At 69.9% G+C, this 25,764-nt stretch carries 22 protein-coding genes, 1 pseudogene and 1 other annotated feature; of the genes and pseudogenes, 16 read left to right on the top strand and 7 right to left on the bottom strand.

All coding sequences use genetic code 11. From position 1 onward, the window contains the following. Positions 1–30: 30 nt before the first annotated feature. Positions 31–1,086, bottom strand: a complete 1,056-nt coding sequence (locus FHU40_RS29265) for a tyrosine-type recombinase/integrase (RefSeq protein ID WP_221199477.1) — start codon at positions 1,084–1,086, stop codon at positions 31–33. Positions 1,087–1,150: 64 nt separating this feature from the next. Continuing rightward, positions 1,151–1,280 (top strand) — a sequence feature (AL1L pseudoknot). Here FHU40_RS29265 and FHU40_RS00880 point away from each other — a divergent pair. Next, positions 1,155–2,110: pseudogene (locus FHU40_RS00880) on the top strand (IS3 family transposase); the annotation flags it as partial. It overlaps the preceding feature by 126 nt. 342 nt (positions 2,111–2,452) lie before the next feature. Here the strand turns inward: FHU40_RS00880 and FHU40_RS00875 are convergent. Next, entirely contained in the window at positions 2,453–4,144 is a 1,692-nt protein-coding gene (locus FHU40_RS00875) for a hypothetical protein (RefSeq protein WP_183590417.1), read from the bottom strand. Positions 4,145–4,511: 367 nt separating this feature from the next. On the opposite strand from FHU40_RS00875, the gene FHU40_RS00870 reads away from it, so the two are divergent. From FHU40_RS00870 to FHU40_RS00805, 14 genes are all read left to right on the top strand, one after another. After that, entirely contained in the window at positions 4,512–5,582 is a 1,071-nt protein-coding gene (locus FHU40_RS00870) for a hypothetical protein (RefSeq protein ID WP_183590416.1), read from the top strand. A gap of 252 nt (positions 5,583–5,834) precedes the next feature. Next, entirely contained in the window at positions 5,835–7,595 is a 1,761-nt protein-coding gene (locus FHU40_RS29825) for an ABC transporter permease (protein ID WP_183590415.1), read from the top strand. A gap of 1 nt (position 7,596) precedes the next feature. Beyond that, positions 7,597–8,508: an MlaE family ABC transporter permease gene (locus tag FHU40_RS00860; RefSeq protein ID WP_183590414.1), complete on the top strand. Its 912-nt coding sequence runs from the start codon at positions 7,597–7,599 to the stop codon at positions 8,506–8,508. Continuing rightward, a complete protein-coding gene (locus FHU40_RS00855) occupies positions 8,505–9,872 on the top strand; it encodes an MCE family protein (RefSeq protein ID WP_183590413.1) in 1,368 nt (455 codons plus the stop codon). The genes FHU40_RS00860 and FHU40_RS00855 overlap by 4 nt, the downstream gene beginning before the upstream one ends. Beyond that, entirely contained in the window at positions 9,869–10,942 is a 1,074-nt protein-coding gene (locus FHU40_RS00850; protein ID WP_183590412.1) for an MCE family protein, read from the top strand. The genes FHU40_RS00855 and FHU40_RS00850 overlap by 4 nt, the downstream gene beginning before the upstream one ends. Further along, on the top strand, positions 10,942–11,955 hold the full coding sequence (locus tag FHU40_RS00845; RefSeq protein ID WP_183590411.1) for an MCE family protein: 1,014 nt from the start codon (positions 10,942–10,944) through the stop codon (positions 11,953–11,955). The genes FHU40_RS00850 and FHU40_RS00845 overlap by 1 nt, the downstream gene beginning before the upstream one ends. Further along, positions 11,952–13,004, top strand: a complete 1,053-nt coding sequence (locus FHU40_RS00840) for an MCE family protein (protein WP_183590410.1) — start codon at positions 11,952–11,954, stop codon at positions 13,002–13,004. The genes FHU40_RS00845 and FHU40_RS00840 overlap by 4 nt, the downstream gene beginning before the upstream one ends. Next, positions 13,001–14,458, top strand: coding sequence for an MCE family protein (locus FHU40_RS00835; RefSeq protein ID WP_183590409.1), 1,458 nt, complete (start codon positions 13,001–13,003; stop codon positions 14,456–14,458). The genes FHU40_RS00840 and FHU40_RS00835 overlap by 4 nt, the downstream gene beginning before the upstream one ends. Next, the gene (locus FHU40_RS00830) at positions 14,458–15,639 is read left to right on the top strand and encodes an MlaD family protein (RefSeq protein ID WP_183590408.1); all 1,182 of its coding nucleotides are present in this window, start codon (positions 14,458–14,460) and stop codon (positions 15,637–15,639) included. The genes FHU40_RS00835 and FHU40_RS00830 overlap by 1 nt, the downstream gene beginning before the upstream one ends. Further along, positions 15,636–16,283, top strand: coding sequence for a hypothetical protein (locus FHU40_RS00825; protein WP_183590407.1), 648 nt, complete (start codon positions 15,636–15,638; stop codon positions 16,281–16,283). Before FHU40_RS00830 ends, FHU40_RS00825 begins: the two co-directional genes overlap by 4 nt. After that, on the top strand, positions 16,280–16,813 hold the full coding sequence (locus FHU40_RS00820) for a hypothetical protein (RefSeq protein WP_183590406.1): 534 nt from the start codon (positions 16,280–16,282) through the stop codon (positions 16,811–16,813). The genes FHU40_RS00825 and FHU40_RS00820 overlap by 4 nt, the downstream gene beginning before the upstream one ends. A gap of 414 nt (positions 16,814–17,227) precedes the next feature. Then, on the top strand, positions 17,228–17,608 hold the full coding sequence (locus FHU40_RS00815; RefSeq protein ID WP_183590405.1) for a helix-turn-helix domain-containing protein: 381 nt from the start codon (positions 17,228–17,230) through the stop codon (positions 17,606–17,608). Positions 17,609–17,677: 69 nt separating this feature from the next. Beyond that, entirely contained in the window at positions 17,678–18,004 is a 327-nt protein-coding gene (locus FHU40_RS00810; protein WP_183590404.1) for a helix-turn-helix domain-containing protein, read from the top strand. A 176-nt stretch (positions 18,005–18,180) separates the two neighbouring features. Next, the gene (locus tag FHU40_RS00805; RefSeq protein ID WP_183590403.1) at positions 18,181–19,173 is read left to right on the top strand and encodes a threonine aldolase family protein; all 993 of its coding nucleotides are present in this window, start codon (positions 18,181–18,183) and stop codon (positions 19,171–19,173) included. A 266-nt stretch (positions 19,174–19,439) separates the two neighbouring features. On the opposite strand, the gene FHU40_RS00800 is transcribed toward FHU40_RS00805, so the two are convergent. Beyond that, positions 19,440–20,912 carry a PAS domain-containing sensor histidine kinase gene (locus FHU40_RS00800; protein WP_183590402.1) on the bottom strand — a complete coding sequence of 491 codons (1,473 nt, stop codon included), beginning with the start codon at positions 20,910–20,912 and terminating at the stop codon, positions 19,440–19,442. A 162-nt stretch (positions 20,913–21,074) separates the two neighbouring features. Here FHU40_RS00800 and FHU40_RS00795 point away from each other — a divergent pair, with 162 nt between their 5' ends. After that, positions 21,075–21,722, top strand: coding sequence for a DUF2238 domain-containing protein (locus tag FHU40_RS00795; RefSeq protein ID WP_183590401.1), 648 nt, complete (start codon positions 21,075–21,077; stop codon positions 21,720–21,722). Here the strand turns inward: FHU40_RS00795 and FHU40_RS00790 are convergent. From FHU40_RS00790 to FHU40_RS00775, 4 genes are all read right to left on the bottom strand, one after another. Further along, positions 21,702–22,595, bottom strand: coding sequence for a zinc ribbon domain-containing protein (locus FHU40_RS00790; protein ID WP_183590400.1), 894 nt, complete (start codon positions 22,593–22,595; stop codon positions 21,702–21,704). The two genes, FHU40_RS00795 and FHU40_RS00790, sit on opposite strands and share 21 nt — an antisense overlap. 57 nt (positions 22,596–22,652) lie before the next feature. Beyond that, entirely contained in the window at positions 22,653–23,690 is a 1,038-nt protein-coding gene (gene aroF, locus FHU40_RS00785) for a 3-deoxy-7-phosphoheptulonate synthase (protein ID WP_246390062.1), read from the bottom strand. A gap of 268 nt (positions 23,691–23,958) precedes the next feature. Continuing rightward, entirely contained in the window at positions 23,959–24,852 is an 894-nt protein-coding gene (locus tag FHU40_RS00780) for an EamA family transporter (protein ID WP_183590398.1), read from the bottom strand. Continuing rightward, positions 24,849–25,760, bottom strand: coding sequence for a deoxyribonuclease IV (locus FHU40_RS00775; RefSeq protein ID WP_183590397.1), 912 nt, complete (start codon positions 25,758–25,760; stop codon positions 24,849–24,851). The genes FHU40_RS00780 and FHU40_RS00775 overlap by 4 nt, the downstream gene beginning before the upstream one ends. Positions 25,761–25,764: the final 4 nt, after the last annotated feature.

Raw genomic sequence — 25,764 nt, 5'->3', positions numbered from 1 at the left:
GTGACACGAGGTCATTGGCGGCGTTGGTGCTCACGATGGTTCTCCTGAAATCTCGTCGTGCCAGTTGTCGAGGATGGCCATGGCCTGCTGGTACTCACCGGCGAGCCAGTCGTTGGACAGGTGCAGGTAGATCCGGGTGGTTTCGATCGAGGCGTGCCCGGCCTGTGCCTGGATCGCCTCGAGCGCCATCCCCGCTTCCCGGAGCCGGGTGAAGCAGGTGTGCCGCAGCTCGTGGCACGTCGCGTGTGTCAGCCCCGCGCGGCCCCGGGCACCGGCCAGCACCTGATCCAGCCCGGCCGCGGTCAGCGGCCGGCCGCGGGTGGGACCCTTGAGGACGACGAACACGTGGTCTTCGCCCGCACTGGGCGCGTCGCTGGGACGTTCAGCGCTCAGGTAGCTGGCCAACTGTGTGAAGAAGGCCGAGACGACCGGTACAAGGCGCTGGTGGCCGCCCTTGCCGTCGGCGATGAAGACCCGCCGGTCGCCGATGTGGACATCGCCGAACCGCAGCCCGAGCACCTCACAGCGCCGCAGCCCGGCATGGACCATCAACGAGATCATGGCCCGGTCCCGATCGGTCCTCAGCGCCGAGGTCAGCGCGACGACCTCCTCCGGCAACAGCACCCGCGGCATCTTCTTCGGCGCCCGCACCAGCGGGGAACCGCGGTGGCCCCGGTGACGGGCGTTGATGCTGCGCGGGACAGGGTTGCGGTCGCATATCCCCCGCAGCAACAAGTAGTCGTAGAACGACGATATCGTTGCAAGCCTGCGCTTGATCGTCGACGCCGCGAGCCCGGCTTCACCGTCGACCAGCCGAACGACGTTCCCGCCCCTGCGGGGCGCGCGCTGTTCCTCGATGAACCCCAGCACGTCGGCCACCTCGACCTGCTGCGGCGGCTTGGCGACCACGGTGAAGAAGACCTTCAGGTCGAAGGACTGCGCGACCAGCGAGTTCGGGCGCACCCGCGCAGCGGTGAACCGCAGGTACTCATCGACCAGAGGGTCGCCCAGCCGGGGCGACTCACCAACCGAGCTGATCAGACACGGGGTGAACACGCCAGCCATCACGGCCTCCTCGACGGGCACTGCAACCAGCATCCGCCCCGAGTCACCGCCCAGTTGGAGCGACTCGCGGATCACCTACATATCAAGCCTTTCTTCGCGGCGGAGCTCGACCGCCCCAGCAGGTACTGATCGACTTCATCGCCGATCACAAGGAGGAGTTCGGGGTCGAGCCGATCACTCGTGTGCTGACTGAGCACGGGATCAAGATCGCCCCCTCCACCTTCTACGAGGCCGCCAGCCGCCGGCCCTCGAAACGAGTGCTGCGCGACACCGAACTGGTCCGCTGATCACCGCTGAGCGTGCCCGGCAGAAGCTGATCGCCAGATTCGGCGCACGGAAGATGTGGCTCCACCTGCGTGGCAAGGGCCATGACGTCGCCAGGTGCACGATTGAGCGGCTCTACCGCGAGCAGGGCTGGCAGGGTGCCCTGCGGCTGAAGAAGATCCGCACCACGATCGGCGACCCGGCCGCCGAGCGCCCCCTTGATCGAGTGGATCGACAGTTCTGGGCATCACGACCGAACCAGCTGTGGGTCGCAGACTTCACTTACGTCGCGACCTGGGCCGGCACCGTCTACGTGGCCTTCATCTTCGACGTCTTCTCCCGCCGCATCGTGGGCTGGCGTGCGGCCACGAGGATGACCACCGACCTTGTCCTGGACACGTTGGAGCATGCGATCTGGACCCGCCGGCAAGCCGGAATCACCGACTTGTCGGGGCTGATCCACCACACCGATGCCGGTTCCCAGTACGTCTCTTTCGCCTCCACCCAACGGCTCATCGACGAGGGCGTCGACCCCTCGGTCGGTTCAGCGGGCGATGCCTACGACAACGCGCTCGCTGAGTCCCAGATCGGGCTCTACAAGGCCGAGTTGATCCGACCCGAGGGTCCCTGGCGCGGGGTCGAGCACATTGAGCTGGAGACCCTGAACTGGGTCGACTTCTTCAACAACGAGCGCCCCCACGAGGCACTCGACGACCTCACCCCGATGGCCGCCGAGAAACTCCACTACGCTGCAAAGAACGAGCTCACGCCGATCGACTGAGCCTTGAAACAAGGCCTCCGGACTCGCCGGGGCGGTTCATCATCACCACGCTGGCCGAGCAGGCCGCGTGACCGACTGTCACAGGCCAGTGCAGCAGCTCCATTCTAGGGCGCCCTCGAGCGCGGCCTTTCGCGCCAGCTACCGGACCCTCGATGCCCTCTACGTCGAGCACGCTGTGGATTGACAGACATAGAAGAGCGACTCTGAAGGACGCAACTACCTGCGCTGTCCGCCGCTGCTCATGCCGTAGTCGCCACGCCGGTGAGCAAGAAGGTGGTGCTCGGGCCGATTCGGCCCGGGCACCACCTTCGGGGTGTCCCTCGGGGGTAGAGGAGGGGGTGGCTACTTCTTGATCGTGAACTTCTTGGCGGCCGTGCTCGGGTTCACCTGGGTGTTGCCGGTGTAGGTGATCGTCACGATGTACTTGCCTCGGTAGGCCGTCCTCGCCTTTTTGCCCTTTGCCTTGGTCTTCTTGGCCACCAGCTGGGCGAACTTCTTGACCGTGAGCTTGACGGCGCCCTTGGTGGTGACCTTGGTGGTCTTGGCGAGGATGGTCTTCTTGCCCTTCTTGATCATCACCTTGGCCTTGCCGGCCGGCGACTTCGACGCGGTGACCTTGCCGGTCACGGTGACCTTGGCGCCCTTCTTGGCCGCCGTCACCTTCGACACCTTGGTCTTCGAGCGCACCTTCGCAGGTGCGAGCGGGTTGTTGTCGGAGGCTGGGGCGACGGTGACCGCCGTCGAGGTCGAGGAGACCGTGGACTCGCCCGGCTTGGACGCCGTGGACTGGTAGGTGATCTTCTTGCCCACCATCCCAGCGGTCAGCGACAACGTGGCACCCGTCGCGCCCGGAATCGCGGCCCCATCAGCCAACCACTGACCGGTCACGCTCGTCGGCGACGCCGAGAACGTCCCCGGCGTACCGGTCAAGGTGCCACCCACCGTCGCGCCACCGGCGATCGACGGCGCCACAGCCGGCAGCATCTTCGTCACCACCACCGCACCGACACTGTCGTTGCTCACCCCGAACTGGGCGATCGCAGGACCGTGGAGCCCCGCGGGCACCGAAAGCTCCACGTTCGTCTGATAGGGAAAGCCGGGCGTCCAGTGGTGCAACACTCCGTCGGTGTCCATCATCGCCATGAAGTTGTCGTTGCTGGCGATCGAGACCGGGGTCGCCGCGAACACCGACGCCGGGATCTGCCCCGCGCCCGTGCTGCGGCCCCAGGCGACCAGGGTGTCGTCGGCCAGGATGGCCATCCCACCGCTATCACCGAAGGGCGCGATGGCCTTGACGTTGCCGGGGATCAGGACCTGTGATGGCAGGGGATGTAGGGGATCGGGCTGCCCCCAGGCGACGATCGTGCCCTGTGTGGTCAACGCCCACGCCTGACTCTGGCCAGTGGCGATCGCCCGGACGCTGCCGGGGGCCTGGAGCTGCGCCGGCACGTCGTTGAGGGACGGAACAGTGCCCCAGGCCACGACCGAGCCATCGGCCTTCAGCGCCACCGCGTTCAGGTCGGGGATGGCGAGCTGGACCACCCCCGTCAGACCCGCCGGCACATCCAACGGAGTGGTGAACTTGCGTTTCAGGCCCCAGGTCAGCACCCGACCATCCCGGGTCACCGCACCGGCATACGAGGCGCCGGTGGGACCGACCGCGACCTGGACCACGTCGGCGGCCTCGATCTCAGGCGGGATCTTCTCCAGCCTGGCCGGGACGTTGTTGCCCCAGCCCACCACCTTTCCCGCAGCGGTCACCGCCAACCCCACGCTCGTACCCAGTGCGACCTGGCTGACCGCCACCCCGTTCAGGGACTCCGGAAGCACCACGTTGTCGCTCGGGCCCCACTGATGGTACGGATCGGCCCCCCACACGTGGACCTGGCCGGCCTGGGCCAACGGCACCGCCAGCACCGGCATCGGCGCCACCGACACCCCCGGAGCCGGATCCGCAGACGCCACTGGGACCGACACCACCGTTCCCGCCCACGCCATCAGAACAGCCATACCGGCCAGCACGCCCGACCGCACCGGACCCGGCCTCATCCTCGTCCTCACCACGACGCCTCCTCACCACAACCACACCCCGCGGCGTGGTCTGGTCCACACCGTAAGCACCCACGCCCCACATCCGCGCTCGCGCGCTCGCAGACGACCAGAACACAACGCAGAAGTTGTCACACAAGTGAGCAAAAGTGTGGCGCCGGACGCAGGGAGGTACGCCCGAGGCTGCCCCTCGCTCGTGAACGCCTTGGCCGGTGCCGAACCAGACCAACATGCCCAGACTCGCCTCGATGGCGGCACGGTCTTGTCACGCCGGTGACAACTGTTGCGCCAAGGTGCAGAGAGTTTCCCGATTCCGGTTGCCGCGGTCGGGCCATCGAAAGATGGTTCTCACATGCGTCGCCGACAGCACATCCGCCGCGGACTCCTGGCCGCAGTCCTCGTCGCGGCCGTGGCATTCGCCGCCCCGTCGTCCTCTGCGGCCGACGACGACTACGAATGGTATCCGGGGCTCCCGGACGCTCCGCCGGGCTTTGCCTCCTGGGGAGCGTCGTCAATGGGCGGCATCTCCTACGCGAAGCGGGCCAAGCAGTGGTTCCGGGCTCCCGACGGCATGTCCACCTGGTTGGCGAACGTCTTCTCTGGTGATCCTGTCGCCGTCGGTGATGGTTCGCTCACGCGGTCTTACGGCGCCAACGGCGTTGCCTACATCGTGTCCCCAGACGGTGCGCCGGCGAACTACGGCTACATGGCGCCGATGACGGTCCGCTCGGTCGGCTTCGGCCTGATGCCGGTCGAGGCCACTGTGCAGGTCAGCCAGCGCCGGGAGAACGGCTTGCCCATCCCCTTGCAGTCGAAGCTGACTGGTACCGACCACTACGCCGAGAGCCCCTGGGCCCCTGGGAAGCCGGGTGAGAAGTTCAAGCAAGTGGCGCAGGAGACCGTGGTCGATGACGCCTTCAACATCCAGATCCTCACGGTGCGGGTTGACGGGGTCGACCTGGGGCTGACCGGTGAGTGCCGTACCCAGACGCCTGCGCCGTTCAGGCTAGTCGGCCCCGGCTACACGATCGACGACCCGGGCCAGCCGCCGCACGACCCCGCCGTGGACAAGGACTACTTGACCGAGTGGTACCGGACGCATGACCCGTCCACCTACTTCCACCCGCTGTGGGGCGGCGAACTGTCCGGAACCATGACCATCCCGCCGTTCACCGGCTGCACGACTCAGGCTGGCGATGACCTGTCTGCCTTGATGACGCTGTCGGTCTCCGGACCGGACAACCCGGTGTCGGCACGGATCGGTTGGATCTGCACCAAGGAGACGGGTGCAGACCGCGGCGGACCGTTGGCGCCGGGAATGTCCGCCCCCAAGCTCACGCAGGCTTGGAAGGCAGAGGGTTCCCCGGTCGAGGGGTGCTACGGCACCAAGAAGTTCGCATACCCGGATCGAGCCGACGACTGACGGCAGCCCGAACCGGCCCGGTTGTTGTCACCGGGCTGACAACAACCGAGGTGATGTTCTTGCCGTCTCCACGGAATTTCTCCTTCAACGCCCGAACCTGGAGAGGGTAGGACCTGCCAGGGAGTGACCCGGACCACCCCGGTCCGACATGTGCTCGTCTTCGCAACTCAGCACCAGCAGCGCCTGCACCCCGGAGGCCGGGCGAGGGCTCGGATCAACACAAACCAGCCACAGAACTTAGGGAGGTCTGCCGTGGGCGGATCCGTCGAAGTGATCGGACTCAGCAAGACGTACGGTCGCCAGAACATCTGGCACGACGTCACGCTGACCCTGCCGCCCGGTGAGATCACCGCCATGATGGGCCCCTCGGGCACCGGCAAGTCGGTGTTCCTCAAGTCGATCATCGGGCTCACCAAGCCCGAGCACGGGCAGGTGCTCATCGACGGGGTCGACATGGTCTCGGCGCGCGAGTCGCGGCGGCTCGAGCTGCGCAAGAAGTTCGGCGTCCTCTTCCAGGACGGCGCGCTCTTCGGGTCGATGAGCGTCTACGACAACGTCGCCTTCCCGCTGCGCGAGCACACCAAGTTCAAGGAGTCGAAGATCCGCGACGTCGTGCTGGAGAAGCTCGACATGGTCGGCCTGGTCGGCCAGGAGCACAAGCTGCCCGGCGAGATCTCCGGCGGCATGAAGAAGCGCGCCGGCCTGGCCCGGTCGCTGGTCACCGACCCCGAGATCATCCTGATCGACGAGCCCGACTCGGGCCTCGACCCGGTGCGTACGTCGAACCTCGCCGAGCTGCTGATCGAGGTCAACGCGGCCACCGACGCCACCATGCTCGTGGTCACCCACAACATCGAGCTGGCGCGCACGCTGCCCGACAACCTGGGCATGCTCTATCGCCGCGAGCTGGTGATGTTCGGGCCCCGCGAGGACTTCCTGATGACCGACCACCCGGTGGTCAGCCAGTTCATGAGCGGCGACCCCGACGGCCCGATCGGGATGAGCGAGGAGGCCGACCACAAGCGCACCGACCCGATCGGCTACGAGGGCGGCGGCTACCCCGGCTCCACGATGGTGCACGCCGGCGCCCGGGCCATCGAGGTGCTGCCCCGCCAGCTGGCGCCGCGCTCCGGGGCGGTCCGGGCCAGCGCCGAGCGCCACCGCGCCCGGGTCAGCTCCGGCGCCGCGTCCCTGTACATCGCCGACGACGAGGAGAATGACCGAGCGCGGGCCATCCCCAAGCCCGGTCTCCCGGCCCGGGCGCTGACCGCGACCGGCAGTCTCTTCGCCCTCGGGCTCGACACGATCAGGGCCGGCTTCCGCCGGCCCTTCTCGTGGGCCGAGGCCCTCCAGCAGTTCTGGTTCGTGGTCAGCGTGTCGTGGGTGCCCGCGATGCTGATCTCGATCCCGCTCGGTGCGGTGATCGCGCTCCAGCTCGGCACCCTGACCCAGCAGATCGGCGCCCAGTCGTTCACCGGTGCGGCCAGCGTGCTCGCGGTGGTGCAACAGGCCTCCCCGATCGTCACCACCCTGGTCATCGCCGGCGCCGGCGGCGCCGCCATCTGCGCCGAGCTCGGTGCCCGCACCATCCGCGACGAGACCGACGCGATGCGGGTGATGGGGCTCGACCCGGTGCAGCGCCTCGTGGTGCCCCGGGTGCTCGCCTGCGTGATCGGCGCCGTGCTGCTCAACGGCCTCGTCTCGGTCGTCGGCGTGCTCGGCGGCTACTTCTTCAACGTGATCCTCCAGGGCGGCACCCCCGGCGCCTACCTCTCCAGCTTCACCGCGCTGGCCCAGATCTCCGACCTGTGGGTCGGCGAGATCAAGGCGGTGATCTTCGGGTTCCTCGCCGGCGTGGTCGCCTGCTACCGCGGCCTGAACACCGCGCCCGGCCCCAAGGGCGTCGGCGACTCGGTGAACCAGTCCGTGGTGATCACCTTCCTGCTGCTCTTCTTCGTCAACTTCGTCCTCACCGCGTTGTACCTGACGCTGGTGCCCATGAAGGGGGCCTGACATGGCCGACGTGGCCGACCCCGCCGTCCCGCTCCAGGCAGCGGCCCCGCCGCCACCCGCGCCGTCGACCCCGGCACCGTCCGATCCGTCGGCGCCGGCGCGCTGGCTGCGCTGGCCGGTCGACAAGCTCTCGCAGCTCGGCGCCGACCTGCGCTTCTACATCAACGTGCTGCTGCACATTCCCGGGACCCTGCGGCACTACCCCAAGGAGGTGCTGCGGCTGCTCTCGGAGGTCAGCTTCGGCTCCGGTGCCCTGGCCGTGATCGGCGGCACCATCGGCGTGATGCTCGGGCTGACCCTCTCCGTCGGCTTCGTGGTCGGCATGCAGGGCTACGCCGCGCTCGACCAGATCGGCGCCTCGGCCCTCAACGGCTTCATCTCCGCCTACTTCAACACCCGCGAGGTGGCGCCCATGGTCGCCGCGCTGGCGCTCTCGGCCACCGTCGGCTCCGGGTTCACCGCGCAGCTGGGCGCGATGCGGATCAACGAAGAGGTCGACGCGCTCAGCGCGATGGCCGTCTCGCCGGTGCCCTACCTGATCACCACCCGGGTGATCGCCGGCTTCGTGGCGATCGTCCCGCTCTACGTGATCGGGCTGCTCACGTCGTACGCCGGAGCGCGGTTCGTCACCGTCTACATCTACGGGCAGTCGGCCGGCACCTACGACCACTACTTCAACCTGTTCCTGCCACCCGTCGACATCATGCTGTCCTTCGTCAAGGTGCTGATCTTCTCGGTGATGATCATCATGGTGCACTGCCGGATGGGCTACCAGGCCACCGGCGGACCGGCCGGGGTCGGCGTGGCCGTCGGCCGCGCCGTGCGCCGCAGCCTGGTTTCGGTGGCGGTGCTCGACCTGATCCTCTCGATGGCCCTGTGGGGCGCGGCGACGACGGTGAGGATCGCGGGATGACATTCGGTCGAGTCCGAGACATGCTGCTCGGCGTCCTCACCCTGTCGCTGCTGGCCGGCGGCCTCGTGGTGGCCTACCTGTCCTACAACCGGGTGCTGGTGCCGCACCGCGACGTGATCCTGCAGACCAACGTGGTCGGCAACGCGCTCCAGGTCGGCTCCGACGTCAAGCTCAACGGCGTCCCGGTGGGCTCGGTGTCCGAGATCTCCGCTACCGACGAGGGTGCCGACCTGCGGCTGGCGCTGGACCCCGCGACGCTGGACAAGGTGCCCGACAACGTGGTCGCCCGGCTGCTGCCCAAGACCATGTTCGGCGAGCGGTACGTCGCGCTGGTGGTGCCGCCGCAGCCCAGCAGCACGACCCTGCAGGCCGGCGACGTGATCCACCAGGACGCCTCGGCCGAGGCCGCCGAGCTGCAGCAGGTGCTCGACTCCCTGCTGCCCGTGCTCACGGCGATCCAGCCGGAGAAGCTCTCGGCCATGCTCAGCGAGTTCTCCGACATGCTCCGCGGCCAGGGCAAGGAGATCGGCGACACGATGGTCGAGTGGTCGCGCTACGTCGCCAAGCTCAACCCCCAGGTGCCGCAGATGACCGAGGACCTGGAGCGGCTGGCCCGGGTCGCGGACGAGTGGAACGTCGCCGTCCCCGACCTGGTCGACGCCCTGAGCACGATGACCACCAGCTCGCAGACGCTGGTCGACGAGCAGGCCCGGCTGCGCGATGTCTACGCCAGCGTGATCAGCTCGGCCGACACCACCCGCGGCTGGATCAGCGACAACCACGACACCATCGTGGTGCTCTCCAAGGAGAGCAAGGCCGCCCTGAGGGCCACGTCTCCCTACGCCTCGCAGTTCCCCTGCCTGTTCAAGGCGGTGGCGAACTTCAAACCGCGCATGGACGCCGCGCTGGGCGCGGGCACCGACGAGCCCGGCATGCACGGCGTGCTCACCGTGATGCCGGCCCGCAGCAAGTACCTCGCCGGGGTCGACGACATCGAATACACCCAGGGCAACCCGCCGCCGCGGTGCCCCTACGTGACCGGTGAGGTCGGCACCGAGGCGGCCAAGCGGAGTGCCGACACCAGTGCGGCCCGGATGGCGGCCTGGCCGCAGGTGCCGGTCGGCGACGACGCCACCGACGCCTCCACCGGCGAGCCCGCCCAGATCGGTCCGCCGCCGGGCGACAACGCGCAGTCCTACGTGCGGGCGCTGGCCGGGCTCGGCGAGGCGAACTCGCCGGGAGAGAACCAGTTGATCGCCGAGCTGGTCGCACCCACCCAGGGGATGGCGCCGAGCGAGTACCCGCGCTGGAACAGCCTCCTGCTCGGACCGACCCTCCGCAACACCAAGGTGGTGCTGAAATGAGTAGGGATGCCAACCACGGCCCGCTGTGGATCATCGCGATCAAGAGCCTGGTCTTCACGATCATCACGGTGACGGCGACCGGGATCCTGGCCACCACCATCCGCAACAGCTCGGCCGGGGAAGCCCAGGAGTACACCGCGATCTTCAGCGACGCGACCAGCGTCAACCGCGGCGACGACGTCCGGATCGCCGGGGTCAAGGTCGGCACCGTGCAGGACGTGTCGGTCACCGACAACCGGCTGGCCAAGGTGACCTTCACGATCCGCAAGGGCGTGCGCCTCGACGCGGGCGCGGTGATCCAGCTGAAGTTCCGCAACCTCGTCGGTCAGCGCTACCTGGCCGTGGAGCAGCCGCCCCGGGCCGGCGCCGGCAGCGACATCCAGCCCGCGAGCGCCAGCACCGACGCGGCGATCAAGCCCGGCCACACCTTCGGGCTCGACGAGACCCGGCCCGCACTGGACCTGACCGTGCTCTTCAACGGCTTCCGGCCGCTGCTGCGGATGCTCGACCCCGACGACGTCAACAAGCTCAGCGAGCAGATCATCGCGGTGTTCCAGGGCGAGGGCGCCACCGTGGACGGACTGCTGCAGAGCACCGCGAGCCTGACCTCGACGCTGGCCGAGAAGGACCAGGTGATCGGCGAGCTGATCACCAGCCTGAACGGCGTGATGACCACCGTCAACGAGCGCTCCGGGCAGCTCGACACGATGCTGGTCTCGATGCAGGAGCTGGTCTCGGGGCTGTCGGAGGATCGCGCCTCGATCGGCGCCTCCATCGAGGGTATGGGCGAGCTGACCTCCCGGGTCGCCGACCTGATGCACGACATCCGCCCGCCGCTGCGCAAGTCGATCACCCACGTCGGCGTGCTGTCGGCGAACCTCGACAAGCACAGCGACCAGGTCGACAGCTTCCTGAAGAAGCTGCCGATCAAGCTCGATCGCATCGGCCGGACCGCCAGCTACGGCTCCTGGCTCAACTTCTACATGTGCTCCATGGACGGACGGATCCCGATGGCCGAGGGCTACATGGGTGATCTCGGTGTGAAGCCGGTCGCCGGGAGGTGTCGCTGATGCCTCGGTTCCCACGCGCGTTCGCCGAACGCAACCGGGTGGTGCTGGCGCTGGCCGGCCTGCTCGTCATGGGTGTGGCCTTCCTGGCCGCGATGAACATGAGCGGCCTGCCGATCATCGGTGACGGCAAGGTCTACCAGGCGGTCTTCACCGAGGCGGGCGGCCTGCGCCCCGGCAACGAGGTCCGGGTGGCCGGCGTCCGGGTCGGCGAGGTCACCGAGGTGCGGCTCGACGGCAACCAGGTCGTGGTCAGCTTCCAGGCCAAGGGCGTGGACCTGCACGACGAGACGACCGCGGCGATCAAGGTCAAGACGATGCTCGGGCAGAAGTTCGTCGCCCTCGACCCGCTCGGCACCGGCTCGCTCGACGGGCCCATCCCGCTGGCGCGCACCACCACGCCGTACGACGTGAACGCCGCCGTGTCCGACATGGCCAGCACCTTCGGCGAGATCGACACCGTCAAGCTCGAGGCCAGCTTCGACGCGTTGGCCGACGCGTTCGAGGACACCCCGGAGTCGGTGCAGCGGATGGTCGCCGGCCTGACCGACCTGTCCCGGACCATCTCCTCGCGCGACACCGAGCTGGACCGGCTCCTGACGGCCACCGACGGTGTCACCGGCACCCTCGCCAGCCGCAACACCGAGCTGGCGGCACTCATCAACGACGGCTCGGACCTGCTCGGCGAGCTGCAGAAGCGTCGCAAGGCGGTGCACGCGCTCTTCGTCGGCAGCTCCGAGCTCGGCGAGCAGCTGCGCGGCCTGGTCGAGGACAACGAGGAGTCCCTCGCGCCGGCGCTGCGCAAGCTCGACCGGGTCAGCGCGATCCTCAACGACAACCAGAAGAACATCGACCAGGCCCTGGCGAAGCTCGGCCCCTACTACCGGATGCTGGGCTCGGCCCTCGGCAACGGGCGCTGGGTGGACGCCTACCTGTGCGGTCTCTTCGACCAGAACAACGAGCCGGTGCTGGAGAACGACGTGGTCCGCAACTGCTACCCCGGAGGTGCCTCATGAGTCACGCCCTGCGCCGTGGCCTGGTGACCGCGCTGGTGGTCACGATGGTGGTGGCCGGCGCGCTCGGGGCGCGGATGATGCTGCGCACCGAGCCGATCACGGTGGTCGCGCTCTTCGACTCCACCGTCGGCCTCTACCCCGGATCGGACGTGCAGGTGCTCGGCGTACCCGTCGGCAAGGTCACCGTGGTGACCGCCGAGGGCGAGAGCGTGCGGGTAACCATGGAGATCGACGAGGACCAGCCGATCGCCGCCGACACCAAGGCCGTGATCATCGCGCCGACCATGGTCAGCGACCGGTTCGTGCAGATGACCGAGCCCTGGGTCGAGGGATCCGGCGCCAAGCTGAGCAGCGGCACCGTCATCGCGCGCAAGGACACCGCGGTGCCGGTCGAGATCGACGACCTGTACGCCGGGCTCAAGGACATGGCCGAGGCCCTCGGCCCCCGCGGCGCCAACCGCAACGGCGCGCTGACCCGGCTGCTCGAGGTGGGCGCCGACAACCTCGACGGGCAGGGCGAGAACCTGAACACGATGATCCGCGAGTTCGGCAAGGCCAGCGCGACCCTGTCGAACGTGGACGACAGCTTCTTCTCGATGCTGGCCAACCTCGACCAGCTCAACCAGATGCTGGTGGCCAACGACAGTGCGGTGCTGAAGGTGAGCAACCAGTTCGCCGACGTGGCCGGCTACCTGGCCGACGACCGCGACGACATGGGCCGGATGGCCAAGAACCTGGCCGGCGCGATGGCGGTGCTCGACGACTTCATCGAGGAGAACCGCGCCAACCTCCGCTCCAGCGTGAAGCAGCTGGTGCCGACGGCCAAGGCGCTGAAGAAGCAGCAGCAGTCGCTCGACGAGATGATCAAGCTGGCACCGCTGCTGCTGCACAACCTCAGCGACGCCTACGTGCCCGAGCAGAACGTGATCGCCGGCCGCGGCAACGTCAACGAGGTCTCGCTGTGGTCGACCGACGGCCTGACCGCCCAGACCTCGCGCAAGGCCCCGCCGACGATGCTGGGCGGCGCGGGCGAGGAGGGACGCCGATGAGCTCCCGCCGTCGTACTTTCCAACGCCGACGCGTCGTGACCCTGGCGCTGGCCCTATCGCTGGGTCTCGCGCTGCTGCTGTCCGGGTGCAGCCTGGGCAAGGACCTCTACAACACCCCGCTGCCCGGTGGCGCCGACGTCGGCGACCACCCGCTGGAGATCACCGCGGACTTCGACGACGTCGTCGACCTGGTGCCGCAGAGCAGCGTCAAGGTGGAGAACATCGCGGTCGGCCGGGTCGCCTCGATCGAGCTCAACCCCGACGGGCGCACCGCCCGGGCCACGCTGCTGGTGCGCGGCGACGTCGTACTCCCGAAGGGCACCACGGCCCGGCTGCAGCAGACCTCGCTGCTGGGCGAGAAGTACGTCGCGCTGATCCGGCCCACCAAGACGACCTCGGGCCCGGCGCTGAAGTCGGGCGCCAACATCCCGATCGCCGACACCAGCCAGGTGGCCGAGATCGAGCAGGTGCTCGGCGCGCTGTCGCTGGTGGTCAACGGCGGCGGCATCGCCAAGTTCCGCGACATCTCGCGCGAGCTGCAGCAGGTCTCCGACGGCCGGCCCGGCGAGATCCGGGGCTTCCTGCGCAACATGGAGGCCTTCATGGCCAACCTCGATGCGCGCAAGGGCGCGATCACCGACGCGCTCGACTCCATGGCCACCCTCTCCGCGACGCTGGACCGCGACAAGGACAAGATCGCGGAGGCCCTGGAGGGGCTGAGCCCCGGCATGCAGGTGCTGACCGAGCAGCGCACCCAGCTGGTCAAGATGCTGCAGGCCCTGGACAAGCTCGGGCAGGTCAGCATCCGGACCCTGGACGCGTCCCAGAAGGACATGGTCAAGGACATGGAGCTGCTCGAGCCGATCCTGCGCGAGCTGGCCGCGTCGGGGGCCGCCCTGCCGAACTCGCTGGAGCTGCTGCTCACCTACCCGTTCCCCGACTCGGTGCTCGACGCGATCAAGGGTGACTACATGAACGTGTTCGTGACCGCGAACTACGCCTCGCTGCCCGACACCTGCACCGGCATGGGGTGCCCGTGGCCGCAGTACCCCGACACGGGGACGCTGCCGCCGATCGACCCCTTCGCCGGCGGTGGTGGAGGCTCCGGCGTCCAGCAGGGCGCAGCCGCCAGGGACGGCGAGAAGAGGGCGAGCCCCTCGTCCTCGCCGAGTGCTAGCGGCTCGGCGTCCCCGAGCGCCGGTGGATCGTCCTCGCCGAGTGCCGGTGGGTCGGGCTCACCGAGCCCGTCGGGCGGTGCCTCGCCGGATGGTGCGACGGACTCCGCCAAGCCGTCGACCTCGGTCTCGCCCACGCCGAGCCTGCTGCCGCCCACCGACTCGGCGCTGCCGGGTCTGCCGCAGCCGTCGGTGCAGGTGCCCAGCCAGAGCGCGAGCTCGTCCGCGTCGTCGTCCGCGTCGTCTTCGGCAGCGTCGTCCGCAGGGGAGGAGGGCTGATGCTCACCTGGATGACCAAGGGCAAGGTGCTCGTGTTCGTGGTGGTCGCCGTGTGCACCACGACGTTCCTGGCGGTGCACTACGTCGGCCTGGACCGCTACATCGGCGGCTACCGGGTCACGGTCTACATGCCGAACGCCGGCGGCCTCTTCGAGGGCTCCGAGGTCACCTACCGCGGGGTGCCGGTCGGCCTGGTGGAGTCCCTGGACGCCGATCAGGACGGCGCCCAGGCCGAGGTCCGGATCAGCCGGGGCGCGCCGCCGATCCCGGCCCAGGTGCAGGGCCGGGTGGTGGACCGCTCCGCCATCGGCGAGCAGTACCTCGACCTGCGTGGCGGCTCGACCGACGGCGAGACGCTGGAGGAGGGCTCGGAGCTGACGCTCACCGCCGCCGACCTGCCGCCCTCGATCGACGGCCTGCTGCGCAGCAGCCGGGACCTGCTCGACTCGATCCCGTCGGACGCGCTCAACACCGTGATCGACGAGGGGTACGAGTTCACCCGCGGCAACGGCGAGAACATGGCCCGCCTGCTGAAGACCTCCACCGAGTTCGCGAAGACCGCCGACCGCAACTTCCTGACGACGGTCAGCCTGATCGACAACTCCGGCCGGGTGCTGGCGACCCAGGAGGCGGCCGCCTCCAGCTTCCAGAGCTTCAGCAAGGACCTGAACCTGCTGGCGCACTCGCTCGCGGAGCAGGACAAGGACTGGCGCCGGCTGGTGCAGCAGACCCCCGCTGCCGCCCGCGAGCTGGACAAGCTGTTCGGCACGGTCGGCGCGCCGCTCGGCGAGCTGATGAGCAACCTGATCTCGACCGCCGAGGTCTTCGGCACCAACGCCGACGGCGTCAAGGAGACCATGATCCGGCTGCCCGAGGGCATCTCGATCACCTACGCGGTGATGACCAGCAAGGGCATGCAGTCCGGTCTGCAGCTGTCCTTCTTCAACCCGCTGCCGTGTGTCGCGGGCTACGAGGGCACCGAGATGCGTCAGGGCACCGACACCAGCCCGGGCAAGCCGTTCAACACGAAGGCCGGCTGCACCGCTGACCCGTCCTCTGGTATCAACGTGCGGGGCCCGCAGGCGGTCCTGGGCGGCGGCGACAAGGAGAAGAAGAACGTGCGCACCACCGCGCTGAGCTCGGCTGAGAGCCTGGAGGACCTCATGGGCGGCAGGCCGTGAGCGATGTGCCCGAGGAGCCGAACGAGCCGAACGAGTCGAATCTGCCGGACGAGCCGGCGGGCTCGAACGACGCGGACTCGCCGGATCAGTCGCACGAGTCGGGTCTGCCCGGCGAGGACGACGGGGCGCCGCCGGCGTCCCGGCGGCCCCGCGTGGGCGGGCTCGCGTGGCTGCTCCTGGCGATCTCGGTGGTGGCGGTCGTCGTAGCGTTCCTGGCCTGGCGCGACGCCGACGGCGACCCGGACCGGGATCGCGCCGCGCTGCGCGACAGCGCGGTGATCGAGGGCACCGCCGCGGTGGAGACGATGACCTCGATGGACCACCGCGACGTCGAGGGAGGGATCAAGGCCTGGCAGGCCGTGTCCACCGGCGTGATGCACGACCAGCTGCTCGCGGTCGGCGACGACGAGCAGCAGATGCTCGCCGACCAGGGCAAGATCGCCACCGGTCGCGTCGTCCAGGCCGCGCTCACCGATCTCACCGACCGGTCCGCGACGCTGATCGTCGCGGTCGAGGTCACCGTGCGTGACGACGAAGGGAGCGAGGAGCCGGCCGTGAAGCGCAACCGGTTCTCCGCCGATCTGGTGCGGGTCGACGGAGAGTGGAAGATCGAGAACCTGCAGCAAGTGGCGGTGGGACTGTGAAGGCCCGGGCGGCCCGGCTGCTGCGCGGCGTGGCGACGCTCCGCGGGCTGGTGGTCGGACTGGCGGTCGCGCTGCTGGTGGTCGCGGCCGTGCTGGTCTGGCAGACCCAGACCCTGAAGACCGATCCGGCCCTGGAGAACCGGGCCATGCTGGACAAGTCGATCCAGGAGGGCATGGTCGCCGACGTGTCGCGCGGCCTGACCCAGGTGCTCAGCTACGACTACTCCCAGCCCGACGCGACCCGGGCCTTCGCCGACCAGGTGCTCGAGGGCCAGGCCCGCGAGGAGTACGACACGCTGTTCGCCAGCCTCCAGGAGCGGGCCCCGGGCCAGAAGCTCACCCTGACCGCGCAGGTGCAGGTCGCCGGGGTCGAGGAGCTCACCGACGACAAGGCCACCCTGCTGGCCTTCGTCGACCAGAAGAGCCTCCGGAAGAAGGACCAGGAGGCCTCGGTCTCCGCGGCGCAGCTGGCCGTCACGGCCGAGCGCTCCGGCGACACCTGGGTGATCACCGGCCTGAAGCCGCTCTGATCGCAGCCCGTCGCGCCTCAACCACCGTGTGGGGTGGTGGTTGAGGCGGTGTCGGGGGTTGAGGAGTGAGGGCCGCCAGGCTTGACGGTGGTTGAGGTGTGAGGGCCGCCAGGCCCGAGCCTCGAAACCCGGTGAGCGCTTGGGGTGGTTTCGAGCTCCTCGCTGGCGCTCGTCGCACCTCAACCACCGTGGCAGGCGGTGGTTGAGGTGCGAGGGCGCGCTAGCGCCTGAGCCTCGAAACCCCTGTGGGGACGGTCGGTGATTTCGAGGCTCCTCGCTGGCGCTCGTCGTACCTCAACCACCGTGGCAGGCGGTGGTTGAGGTGCGAAGGCGCGCTAGCGCCTGAGCCTCGAAACCACCACGGCGACCCGACCGGAGAAGAGCGACCAATCTCACCCTGGATACCCAACATATTTGGCGGTCTCCGAGGCTGATGACCGACAGGGTGAGCGCGTGTCGGAGAGGAGAGTTGCGCGCAACTACGAGGATGCCGCCAGGCTACTGGGTCGCAAGGTGAGGGCCGCTCGGGAGGCCCGCGGATTCAGCCAGGACGAGCTGGCCGGCCGTACCGGCATCAGCCGCAACCAGATCCAGAACATCGAGCACTGCCGCAACAACACGCGTGATCCGGTGACTGGGCGTCCCGGGCCCGGCAACCCTCGGCTCGACACGATCTTCATCCTCGCCGAGGTCCTCGATATCGACGTCACCTACCTCGTGGACCCGACCCAGGCTGCCCCCGAGCCGGAGCCGGAGCCGGAGCCCGAGCCCGAGTCTCCGGACGCTCCGGCCTGAGGCGCGCACCGCTCGATTGGCCAAACAGGTATGGCGGCCCGACGGTGGGGTCACCGGCAGGGTGGGTGCATGTCGGCCAGGAGCATCGCCCACGACTCCGGCGAGGTCGCGAGGTTGCTCGGACTCAAGGTGCGGGCGGCCCGCGAGGCCCTGGGACTCAGCCAGGACGAGCTCGCCGGCCGCACCGGCCTCAGCCGCAACCAGATCCAGAACATCGAGCACTGCCGCAACAACGCCCGCGACCCGGTCACCGGTCGCCACGGGCCGGGCAACCCCCGGCTCGACACGATCATCGTCCTCGCCCAGGCGCTGCACATCGAGGCCGCCTACCTCGTCGATGCTGCCCGGCCGATCCCCGAGGCCGCCGGTCCCGAGCAGGGCGCGCGGCAGGGGTGACGGCGTCGCCGGGCCGGTCGTTCGCTGCGCGTGATCGCATGTAACGCCGGGTTACTCGCTGTTCCCACCATGCTGCAACCTGGTGGGAACAGCCGATAACCCGGCGTTACATGCGACATCGGCCCCAGCGGCATGGTGTCGACCGGCGCCGATCGGCCGGCTGGCAGGATTGCTGCGTGATCGACCTGCGCTCCGACACCCTCACCAAGCCCACCGACGAGATGCGCGCCGCGATGGCCCGGGCGGAGGTGGGTGACGACGTGTACGGCGAGGACCCGACGGTGATCCGGTTGGAGGAGCGGGTCGCGGGACTGTTCGGTCACGAGGCGGCGCTGTTCACCCCGACCGGCTCGATGGCCAACGTGCTCGCCGTACGCTCCCTCGTCGCCGCCGGTCAGGAGGTGCTCTGCGAGGCGAGCGCCCACATCGCTCGTGCCGAGCTGGGTGCACACGGCGCCTACACCGGCCTGACGATGCGGACCTGGATCCACCCGCGGGGCCAGGTCGACCTGCCGACGATCCGGTCGATCTTCGCGCCCGACATGGGCCCGTTCTTCGTGGCGACCACCGCGATCTCGGTCGAGAACACGCACAACTTCGCCGGGGGAGCGGTGCTGCCGCTCCAGGATCTCCGCGACCTGCGCGAGTACGCCACCGGTGTGGGGGTCGGCGTCCACATGGACGGCGCGCGCATCTGGAACGCGCACGTCGCGACCGGCACGCCGCTCGTCGAGTACGGCGCGGTCGCCGACGTGCTGGCGGTCTGCCTGTCCAAGGGACTCGGCGCGCCGGTCGGCTCGCTCATGGTCGGCAGCCGCGACGCGATCGCCGAGGCGCGGGTATGGCGCAAGCGGATGGGCGGCGGGATGCGCCAGGCGGGCATCCTGGCCGCCGCCGGACTGCACGCGCTCGACCACCACGTCGAGCGGCTCGCCGACGACCACGCCCACGCCCGGGTGCTCGCCGAGGCCTGCGGCGTCGACCCGGCGACCGTCGACACCAACATCGTGGTCGCGCAGCGCTCCGACGCCGCGGCGTTCGTGGCAGCCGCTGCGGAACAGGGTGTGCTGGTCTCCGCGGTCGGCCCCACCGCCGTCCGCCTGGTGACCCATCTCGACGTCAGCCGCGACGACGCCGAGAAGGCCGCCGCCGTTCTCGCCCGGCTTTAGGCGCGGCGCCTCGTCGCCCCGGGAGGGGATGCTTCATCAAGGGATGACGGTGGAGTGGCGCCTCCCCAGGTGAGTTCAGCCAGGGATGCGCGGCTCGGCCCTCATCCCTTGGTGAAACGCCCGCCCGCCCGCGGGGGCATCAAGGGATGACGGTGGAGTGGCGCCTCCCCAGGTGAGTTCAGCCAGGGATGCGCGGCTCGGCCCTCATCCCTTGATGAAACGCCCGCCCGCCCGCCCGCCGCGCCCCGAGCCACCCGCAACCAGCCTCACCCGGCCGGCACCACGACGCGGAACGTGCTGCCCCGGCCGAGCTCGCTCTCGAGGGAGATCGTGCCGCCATGGGCGGCGACGATCGACTTGACGATGTTGAGGCCGAGTCCGGTGCCGGAGATCTGTCGCTCGACGACCTTCCCGCCGCGGAAGAACGGGTCGCAGACGAGGTCGACCTCGTCGGGCGGGATGCCGATGCCGGTGTCGGCCACGTCGAGCTCGATCGCCCCGTCGACCCGGCGCAGCGAGACCGTCACGGCGTCGCCGCGCTCGCTGTACTTCACGGCGTTCGAGACGAGGTTGTCGACGACCTGGCGCATCCGGCTGCCGTCGACGACGGCGACCAGCCGGTCGGGGGCGTCGGCGCGCAGGCTCACCCCGCTCCGCCGGGCCATCGGAGCCGAGGTCTCGACCGCCTCGCGCACGAGCGCGGTCAGATCGGTCGCCGTCCGGGTCAGCACCAGGTGGCCGGCGCCGGCGCGGGCCACGTCGAGCACGTCGGAGACCAGGGCCAGCAGCCGCTGGGTGTTGCGTTGCGCGATCTCGATCTGGCCGGCCGCGTCCACGGGCAGGTCGGTCCGGTCGGAGAGCAGCTCGAGGTAGCCGAGCACGGTCGTCAGCGGGGTGCGCAGCTCGTGCGACACCGACGACACGAACTGGTCCTTCACGCGCATCGCCCGCATCAGGTCGGTGATCTCCTGGTAGGCGAGGGCGGCGCCGAGGTGCTCGCCCGCCGGCCCGCGCACCTGCCGGGCGGAGGCGGAGAACGCCGCGCGGTCGCCCGGGTCGTCGCCGACCCAGTAGGTGTAGTCGTCGAACTCCTCGCCACGGGCCGCGCGGTACGACGGCATGTCCTCGCTGGTCATCAGCCGCCCGTCGGGGAGGTACACGTGCCCGAGCTGGCCGGCCTCGCCCGCGTGCCCCTCGGGGAAGGGCAGCTGCATGGTCTCCTGGTGCCGCCGGTTCATCCGCTCGTAGCGGCCGTCCTGGTCGATGAGCAGCAGCCCGACGTTCACGGTGTCGAAGATCGCCGAGAGCGCCTGGCGCTCGTGCTGGAGCTCCTCGTTGGTCTCGCGCAGCCGCTGCTCGTACTCGTGCTGCTCGCTCACGTCGAGGATCTGCGAGACGAAGTGCAGCGGTTCGCCGCCGGCGTCGCGCACCAGCGCGACGGAGAGATCGCCCCACACCGGGTGCCCGTCGGAGTGCAGGTAGCGCTTGCGCAGTCGGTACGAGTCGATCACGCCGTTCAGTGCCAACTCGAAGTGCTCCAGGTCGGTGTCGAGGTCCTCGGGGTGGGTGATCTCCTGGAAGCCCCGCTGGGACAGCTCCTCGGCGTCGTAGCCCAGCATCTCGCACAGCGCGTGGTTGACCATCAGCAGGCGCCCGTCGAGGCCGACCAGCGTCATCCCGACCGGCGAGTACTGCAGGGTCAGGCGCCACAGCTCCCCGCCGTCCGACGCCACCTCCATCCGGCCCTCCCTTGCCCGAGACCTTCCCCGAGACCTTGCCCGAGACCTTGCGCGATACCCGTGCGCGAGGCCGTATGGATCACGGTAGGGCACGACCGCGGGAGTGCGGGGCACGATGATCGTGCCCGCTCGGCGGCGTTCATGGTGACGTAGAGTCATCGGGTGACCGATGCTGTGGCGTCCCGAGACGAGACACCCGGCATCGTCCGGACCCTCGACGTCGCCGCCAAGGCCGGGCTCCTCCTGCTGCTCTGGGTGGCCATCACCTATCCCGACCTCGGGCATCTGCGCGGCAAGGGCGCGATGGCGCGAGCGATCGGCTACCCGCTGCTGGCCTTCGCCCTGCCCCTGGCCTGGACGGCGTGGTGGCGCGGCCGCGCGTCGTACCCATGGCTGGCGGACCTGCTGGTGACGCTGACCTGCTTCAGCGACGTGCTGGGCAACCGGCTGAACCTCTACGACACGATCCGCTGGTTCGACGACCTGATGCACCTGCTGAACACCGGCATCCTGGCCGCAGCGTTCGTGCTGCTGACCCTGCCGCGGACCGCGGGACTCGGCGAGACCATCGAGCGCGCGCTCGCCTTCGGGGTGACCGCGGCCGTGGCGTGGGAGGTCGCGGAGTACATCGCCTTCCTGCGGATCGCGGGCAAGCACATCGAGGCGTACGCCGACACGCTCGGCGACCTGACGCTCGGGACGATCGGGGTGCTGATCGCGGCCGTGGTGGTCCACGCCCTGCGGCGGCGGGACATCCTGGTCGACGAGCCGATGCCGTGGCGCGGCCGGCTAGCTGGTGCCCACCAGTGACAGGTCGCTGATCGCGGTGAAGTCGCGCGCGGACGGCCCGCTTCCCGGCTTCGACACGGCGAGCAGCCGGAGCGTGACCGTGGTCGTCGAGACGTCGACGTCGACCGACTGGACGCCCGTGCTGTCGCCGAGCTCCTGGGTGACGGTGGTGCCGTCGTCGAAGGCCCACTCGACCTGCTCGATGCGCCGGTTGCCGTGGTACCAGTCCCGGTCGGCCGCCGACTTCGCGTAGCCGTTGATCAGTCCCACCGACCTCAGCCGGGACTCCTCGGTCAGCGTCACGACGATCTCGGCACCGGTGCCGTCGCCGGGCATCCGCCACGCGGTCTCGGGGACGCCGTCGAGCATGTTCTCGCCGTCGTAGGCGACCGGCTTGCCGTCGACGTCCTGCCCGGGCCCGGCCGTGGCCGGCACGCTCACGGACGCCGCCGACGCGAGATTGCCCACGCCGCTGCCCCCGCCGTCGCCCGTGTCGCTCGTGGCACCCGACGCGGGCTCCTCGACGGTCGACGACGGGTCGTCGCCGCCGACGACCAGCAGGACGCCGACCATCGCGACCAGCAGCAGCACGGCGGCGCCGGCCACCCACAGCCCCCACGGCCGGCGCCGGTGGCTCGCGGTAGGAGCCACCGGCGCGGCGTGCATCGTCTGCTCGGCGGGGTCGGCCTCGTCGGCGTACAGCGGGAACCGGGCCGGTGGAGGTGGGGTCCAGGCCGGTGGTGGCGGCTCGTCCGGCGGAGGCGTGGCCGGGGCGACCCGGGGCCGCTCGGCGGTGTCGGTGCGCCACGTCGGCTCGGCGTCGACGGGGTGACCGCAGTTGGTGCAGTAACGCCCGACGCCGAGCTCGTAGCCGCACTTGGCGCAGTGATCCATCGCTCTCCTCCGGGCTCGTGGCCCGGGCGCCAGGTTAGACGACGGGTCGGACAGGAGTCAGACCGCGGGCATGGGCGCCTGCGCGGCCACGCGGCCGACCAGCGCGGGCAGCCGGCGGACCGCCTGGGCCAGCTCGCGCAGCTCGGCGCCCTCCAGCGCCTGCGGTCCGTCGCACAGGGCGACCTCGGGCTGAGGGTGTACGTCGACGATCACGCCGTCGGCGCCGACCGCGATCGCCGCCCGGGAGAGCGGGACGACCAGGTCCTTGCGGCCGGCCGCGTGCGACGGGTCCACGATGACCGGCAGGTGGCTGGCGGCCTGCACGATCGGCACCGCGGAGATGTCGAGGGTGTTGCGGGTGGCCGGCTCGAAGGTGCGGATGCCGCGCTCGCACAGGACGATGTCGAGGTTGCCGCGTTGGGCGATGTACTCCGCCGCCATCAGCCACTCCTCGATGGTCGCGGTCATGCCGCGCTTGAGCAGCACCGGCCGGCCGGACTCGCCGGCGGCCTGGAGCAGCCCGAAGTTCGCCATGTTGCGGGTGCCGATCTGGAGCATGTCGGCGTACTCCGCCACCACGCCGACGTCGCGCGCGTCGACGACCTCGGTCACGATCGGCAGCCCGGTCGCCTCCCGCACGTCGGCGAGGATCTCGAGGCCCTTCACGCCGAGGCCCTGGAAGGCGTACGGCGAGGTGCGCGGCTTGTAGGCGCCGCCGCGCAGGATCGTCGCGCCGGCGGACCGCGCCATCTGGGCGGCCTCCAGCGTCTGCTGGGGCGACTCGACGGCGCACGGGCCGGCGATGAACGTGACCGTCTCGGGGCCGATCGGCACCTGCCGGCCGGGCCGCCCGACCCAGACCGTCGACCGGTCGTGGTGGTGCTGGCGGCTGACGAGCTTGTACGGGTCGGAGATGCGGTGCACGTCGGCGACACCCGGCAGCGTGCGCAGGTTCAGGTGGTGGAAGGAGTCGATGTCTCCGACCAACCCGATGATCGTGCGGACGACGCCCTTGCTGACGTTGGCCTCCCCGCCGACACTCTCGACGCGGGCGACGACGCGGGCGATGTCCTCGTCGGTGGCATCGGGGGACATCACGACGACCATGCTGGTTCTCTTTCTCGATGAGCGGCCACGTCGTCGGGGCCAGAGATGCGCAACGCCCCGCGGGTGGCCGGGGCGTTTGGTGTGTGCTGGCTGCCTACATCGGGACGGCCCGCACGGGTGCTCCCGGCAGGTGTCCGAAGAAATAGGTCGAGGCCATGTCGAGGAGCGTAGACGACCCTCCCCGGGTCGGGCCGCTGGTTTTCGGCATGCGGACGGGGCCGGGAGGTTCAAGTCTCGCCCCTGTGCCGACCCGAGATCAGACCGCGATATGGGGCACCTCGCCCTCGACCTTGCGCCGCGGACCGATCTCCACGATCAGCATCGCCGCGAGCACGAGGACGCCGCCGGTGAGCATCCGCAGCGTCAGCGACTCGCCGCCGAACAGCACCGCGAAGAGCGCCGCGAACACCGGCTCCATGCTCATCACGATCGCCGCCCGCGTCGCGGTCAGGTGTGCCTGGGCCCAGGTCTGGGCGAGCAGCGCGAGGGCGGCCGGGAAGACGGCCATGTAGACGACCGACAGCCAGTCCCGGCCGGTGTCGGGCAGCACGATCCCGTGCGGCGCGCTGGCGACCAGGCAGATCACCGCGACCACCACGACCTGGAGGATCGACATGCCGAGGGCGTCGCGGGCGTTCGACCAGGCGCCGAGCCCGACGATGTGCAGCGCGTAGAGCAGCGCGGCCAGGAACGTGATCGCCTCGCCGTACCCGATCGAGAGCCCGTCGAGCGAGAGCACCGCCAGGCCGCAGAAGGCGAGGAGCACCGCGAGCCAGGTGGTCCGGGTGATCCGGTTGTGCAGCAGTACGGCGGCGAAGAGCGGCGTCGCCACGACGTACATGCCCGTGATGAATCCGGACACGCTCGCCGGCGTCTGCGCGAGCCCCGCGGTCTGCAGGATCTGCGCGACGCCGTAGAGCGCGCCGAGCACCATCGCCTGGCGGCGGGTCGCGGGGGAGAGCCGCAGCAGCGCCTTCGGGGCGACCACGAGCAGCAGGACGGCCGCGATCGAGAAGCGCAGCGCGAGGAAGTCGACCGTCGGGATCCGGTCGAGCAGGTCGCGGATCAGGAAGAACGTGCTGCCCCAGCAGGCCGTCACACTCAGCAGCGCCGCGGTGGCCAGCAGGGTCGTACGACGGCTCTGGGTCACGGCGCGGCCTGCGCGCGCAGCCGCTTGAGCAGCGGGATGTCGCGGTTGTCCGCGGTGCGTGAGTCCGGCGTCTCGAGGATGAAGGGCACCCCCTCGGTGGCCGGGTGCGCGAAGAGCTCGGTGAAGGCGCCCTCGCCGATGTGGCCCTCGCCGATGCGCTGGTGGCGGTCCTTGAACGCGCCGCGCACGTCCATCGAGTCGTTCGCGTGGATCAGCCGCAGCCGGCTCGGGCCGCCGATCTCGACGACGCGGTCGACGGTGGTGGTGGTACCGCCGAGCTCGTCGAGCGGCGCGCCGGCCGCGAACACGTGGCAGGTGTCGAGGCAGATGCCGGCCTTGGGGTGGTGGTCGAGCGCGTCGAGGTACGGCGCGAGGTCCTCGACGCCCGCGCACAGCGAACGCCCCTGCCCCGCGGTCGGCTCGAGCAGCAGCCACGGCGCGTCGTCGGCCGCCACGGCGTCCAGCATCGGGAGCAGCGCCTCGCGCACCTGGGCCATCGCCGCGTCGTACCGCGCCGTGCTGTCGCCCTCGCTCGGGTCGACGAAGGAGCCGGTGTGCACCACGACGCCCTCGGCGCCGATCTCGGCGGCCCGCTTGAGGTTGTGGGCGACCGAGGCCACCGAACGCTCGTACGTCGTGGGCGTCGGCGAGCCGAGGTTGACCAGGTAGGGGGCGTGGATGAAGACCCGGGTGCTCCGCTCGGCCATGAGGTCGCGGAACCGCGTGTCCTCGGCGGGCTTGCCCTCGGTGAGCGCCCAGCCGCGCGGGTTGCCCACGAAGACCTGAAACGTCTCGCAGCCGACCAGGTCGGCGTTCGCGACGGCGCCGTCGACGAGGCCCTTGCCGACCAGGACGTGGGTGCCGATCGGGTTGCGGCGTACCGGATCGAGAGGGGTGGGGGCGGACACCGGC

This window comes from Nocardioides soli (assembly GCF_014191495.1).
Classification (GTDB): Bacteria; Actinomycetota; Actinomycetes; order Propionibacteriales; family Nocardioidaceae; genus Nocardioides; species Nocardioides soli.
This window is presented reverse-complemented; position numbering and strand designations above follow the sequence as displayed.

Coding starts and splice junctions, on each gene's coding strand:
- FHU40_RS00855 (WP_183590413.1), top strand. CDS start 8,505: ATGACATTCGGTCGAGTCCGAGACATGCTGCTCGGCGTCCTCACCCTG.
- FHU40_RS00840 (WP_183590410.1), top strand. CDS start 11,952: ATGAGTCACGCCCTGCGCCGTGGCCTGGTGACCGCGCTGGTGGTCACG.
- FHU40_RS00845 (WP_183590411.1), top strand. CDS start 10,942: ATGCCTCGGTTCCCACGCGCGTTCGCCGAACGCAACCGGGTGGTGCTG.
- FHU40_RS00835 (WP_183590409.1), top strand. CDS start 13,001: ATGAGCTCCCGCCGTCGTACTTTCCAACGCCGACGCGTCGTGACCCTG.
- FHU40_RS00790 (WP_183590400.1), bottom strand. CDS start 22,595: ATGGATCACTGCGCCAAGTGCGGCTACGAGCTCGGCGTCGGGCGTTAC.
- FHU40_RS00810 (WP_183590404.1), top strand. CDS start 17,678: ATGTCGGCCAGGAGCATCGCCCACGACTCCGGCGAGGTCGCGAGGTTG.
- FHU40_RS00870 (WP_183590416.1), top strand. CDS start 4,512: ATGCGTCGCCGACAGCACATCCGCCGCGGACTCCTGGCCGCAGTCCTC.
- FHU40_RS00850 (WP_183590412.1), top strand. CDS start 9,869: ATGAGTAGGGATGCCAACCACGGCCCGCTGTGGATCATCGCGATCAAG.
- FHU40_RS00830 (WP_183590408.1), top strand. CDS start 14,458: ATGCTCACCTGGATGACCAAGGGCAAGGTGCTCGTGTTCGTGGTGGTC.
- FHU40_RS00860 (WP_183590414.1), top strand. CDS start 7,597: ATGGCCGACGTGGCCGACCCCGCCGTCCCGCTCCAGGCAGCGGCCCCG.
- aroF (WP_246390062.1), bottom strand. CDS start 23,690: ATGTCCCCCGATGCCACCGACGAGGACATCGCCCGCGTCGTCGCCCGC.
- FHU40_RS00800 (WP_183590402.1), bottom strand. CDS start 20,912: ATGGAGGTGGCGTCGGACGGCGGGGAGCTGTGGCGCCTGACCCTGCAG.